Raw genomic sequence first — 332 nt, 5'->3', positions numbered from 1 at the left:
CCAAAACCAATATGGCGCCGCTGCGGGGCTGGGCGCCGCGCGGTCAAAGGCTCAAGGCCAAGGTGCCACATGGCCACTGGCAGACCATGACCTTCCTGGCCGCCTTGCGCCACGATCGCGTCACGGCTCCGTGGCTCATCAATGGACCGATCAATGGCGAAACCTTTCAAACCTACGTCGAAAAGGTTCTAGTCCCGACATTGCGGCCCGGCGACATCGTGATCATGGACAACCTCGGCTCGCACAAGGGCAAGGCCGTACGTCGCGCCATCCGTGCCGCCGGTGCACGGTTGTTCTTCCTACCGAAATACTCACCCGATCTGAACCCGATC

Annotated in this window: 1 protein-coding gene; it reads left to right on the top strand. The window is 61.4% G+C overall.

The window, feature by feature from the left end; translation table 11 throughout:
- Nucleotides 1–332, top strand: a 332-nt coding sequence (locus ACZYOF_RS44515) for an IS630 family transposase (RefSeq protein ID WP_463719688.1), incomplete at both ends; no start/stop codon positions are given.

This window comes from Bradyrhizobium sp. LeoA1Lang, assembly GCF_055413685.1.
The sequence above is the reverse complement of the archived record's forward strand: the minus strand, read 5'-3'. Positions and strand labels throughout refer to the sequence as shown.